The sequence below is a fragment of the Paenibacillus sp. An7 genome (assembly GCF_009870785.1).
Lineage (GTDB): Bacteria > Bacillota > Bacilli > Paenibacillales > Paenibacillaceae > Paenibacillus.
In genome coordinates, this window is record NZ_WTWX01000056.1 from 1 (window position 1) to 3,074 (window position 3,074).

The 3,074-nt window shown below is 36.7% G+C and carries 2 protein-coding genes and 1 pseudogene; 1 reads left to right on the top strand and 2 read right to left on the bottom strand.

The features are described 5' to 3' along the window. Nucleotides 1-829: 829 nt before the first annotated feature. A complete protein-coding gene (locus tag GQY27_RS21035) occupies nt 830-1,633 on the top strand; it encodes a type II toxin-antitoxin system PemK/MazF family toxin (protein WP_160037219.1) in 804 nt (267 codons plus the stop codon). 234 nt (nt 1,634-1,867) lie between these two features. Here the strand turns inward: GQY27_RS21035 and GQY27_RS21040 are convergent, their stop codons facing one another. Together GQY27_RS21040 and GQY27_RS21045 are read right to left on the bottom strand one after the other, a co-directional pair. After that, entirely contained in the window at nt 1,868-2,407 is a 540-nt protein-coding gene (locus GQY27_RS21040) for a MerR family transcriptional regulator (RefSeq protein ID WP_160037220.1), read from the bottom strand. 265 nt (nt 2,408-2,672) lie between these two features. Next, nucleotides 2,673-3,074: pseudogene (locus GQY27_RS21045) on the bottom strand (hypothetical protein); the annotation flags it as partial.

Below are 3,074 nucleotides of genomic sequence, written 5' to 3' on the forward strand. Positions count from 1 at the left end.
CCTAGCCGACCAAAGCATAGGGCGCTTTTTTCTCGTTTAGAAGATTTTAGCATGATACTATGAAGCTAGTAAACTAACAAAAAAACCAATAAATTCAGTAATGACGTGGAATAATCATATCTCGCACATAAGGATCTGCAAGACATATGTTTCTCTTCTCATCCCCTGCCAGATCGGCAGAATGGTTAAAAGGGAATCTATGAAAACATTTTTAAAAGATAACACCAAGGTATAAGCAAAGGGTTTCACCCTCTGCACTCCTAATTATTTACTTCGTGCTATGTGACCCATTCCCTGCGAAGCAGGGGTATAAATGGGCACTCTCGTGAAGTTGTTATGAAATAAACTATACTAGTGTCATTCATAGAAAAGTTTATTAAGAGCGGTAGGGTGCTAGTTTGTTCAATACGTCATTTTTTTTATTCATAGTGAATGTTTTTTTCTAATAACAAAATCCATTTATAAAGTGTTCTTGTAAGAACACCAAAATTGAGTGAAATTCCATTTAAAGATAGAAAGAGCATAAGGGAAAACTGACCCCACTTTCAGTGTGGTATTAGGCTAAGCCTAATGTTTTTATGGGTACAAACAAATTCATTAATGTCACGCTAGCGTGACATTAAAAACACAAAAAAGGCACGCTAGCGTGACATTAAAAACCACCACCCGTTTACTCGCAGCTTTAAAAAACCAGCCCTAAATGGCTGGTTTTTTATTTTACATTGTTAAAGTTAAGCTTCCTTTAGTTGTATAAATGTGACCACTTTAAAAGTTTGCGAAAAAATGGTAGGTTTATCAAGAAATTTAGACACTGCCTGGAGGGAAACAAATGTTTCATATTGACCGAAGAAAAATAAAAAGAGAAACAAGAAGAACCAATTCTAAAACTGCTCCGGGTATTTCTAATGCAATTATCGAGCCTCAGTGGAAACAAGAGATGTGGAATATCATGGATAAAGCACAGCAACTTTCTGCGCACGATCTAGGACACTGGATCATCTTCCATGATAGATGGATACAAAACTTACACGGGCCAGAAAATCGCACTAGATATAATTATGGAGATATAGTCATGGTGGATCTGGGTGCAACAAATTTTAAATATGAGCCTCAATATGAGCATCCTTGTGTAGTTTTGGCTAGTGATTACTCTTCTATATTGGTTTTGCCTGGGAGTACTAAAAAATATGGCAAGGGTTTCTCAGATATTATAGATGTACCAGCTGGCAATGGTTTTTCCTACGATACGGGTTTACAGATGAATAGTATCAGATGGATCCATAAAAACCGTGTAACAGAGAGCAAAGGAACTGTAACCAACCCACATATACTGAAAGAAATTGATGAATATATTATTTGGCAATTTCCAACGTATCGAGATCGTGTTCATGCGGAAGCAATTCTTGAAGATAAGGCTAGAACTCTTGAAATACAAAATCTTGACCGTGATCATGCAGAAGCAATTCTTGAAGATAAGGCTAGAACTCTTGAAATCGAAATTAATCGGTTACACGAATTTTATTATGATATTTTAAGTAAAGTTCATCAAAGGGATGCTGCAGAACACCAAACATTGATAGAACAAGCACAAATCGCCGGTATAGATACAAATAAGATGTTAAAAAGTTCTTAGAAATTATTTATAATACAGGCTTTTCTTTCGACGCTCCTTGTAAGATAAGGTCCTCTATGGTATGATTATCTTACAGTATAAGTTCGCTAACGCGAGATCACGGATAAAAAAGACCGCTGTGAAAACGGGGTCTTTTTTAATTTTATTTTTAAAATAAGCTATTTGAAGGTCCCTTTCCCAAGAAAGGGGCCTTTTTTTGTTTTAAATATATCCTTCCGTGAAGTAACTTATCGTTCATTTCCTAAATAATCGCTGTATGAATGTTTTTGATTCATTAGCTGCTGCCAATTGTCTGGTGGCTTCTTTCTGTTCACGTATTGCCGCTAACATCTCTGTTACTTGATAATCTCTTTTACGTTCGTATTCTTCTCTGCTGTCTAAACGTTCAATCAATGCTTGATTTAATTCAATAAGTTGGCCAATCTGTTCCGCTTGTACGTCAACCTTTGATGTAAGGATGTCGTATTGGTTAGCGTATCGACTTAATACCCCGGCTTCACCGATATTGTCGATCACACTTTCATCCTCCGTAACGGCCATTTTCTTCGCCTGAACTGCAATACAAGCCGCTTCAACCGATATACCCGATCTATTCCGTATCGTTTGCAAATATTTAAGAGTCATAGCGTCTTGATCTGTATAAACCCGATCCTTTCCATTACTTCGATTTATAACATATCCAGTACGTTCTAACGCTTGGCAATACTTCCGTATCGTAACGGCTTCAACACCCAACATTTCTGCGATATCCTTTGTTGTATAAGTCCGATCCATTCGATACACCCCCGATATGGTAATGTTTCATGCATTCTTTGGTACAAGCCGATCTTGGGCTCTCAAATGGCTGTAGGACGAGTTTTATATTTTTCCGTTAACTTAGTACTTAAAGTTTTTAAAAACCCCTACAGAACGCGATTCTGTCCGTCTCATGACATATCAAATCAAGATGTATCCGTAGATAGTAGTTTGCAGAACATTAAAAAACCATTTCGGGTCCTTCGAAGAAGCAGCATTCCATAAAATCTCGTTTATTAGCTTTTCATTGCTTTCTATTTGCTTTAATTTTATAAAGTTGTATTGCTTCAGAATACACTTTGTTAAATAACCCTACGGGATTTCGAACGTCAATTTTCATTTTTACACCGTTCGGTGCATTTGGAGCCAGATAAGCAGTACGCTCAAAGTATCGATCAGCAGCAATGCGTACAACTTCTGGATCTAACTGGCTTGGAAACTGTTCTTGTAACATAAGTAGTATCTCTTCTACATAAGCGGATCCTGCAGGTATGCCCTCTAAATAAATCGATTCAGGCAAGTATGTACTTAATGCTTCATGAATCTCATTATTAAAAGATTCTGAATCTGAGACAGCAATTGCTGTCTCCGCTTCAATCAAACAATCATTATTTAAATCATTATTATTTAAATCATTATTTAGTAG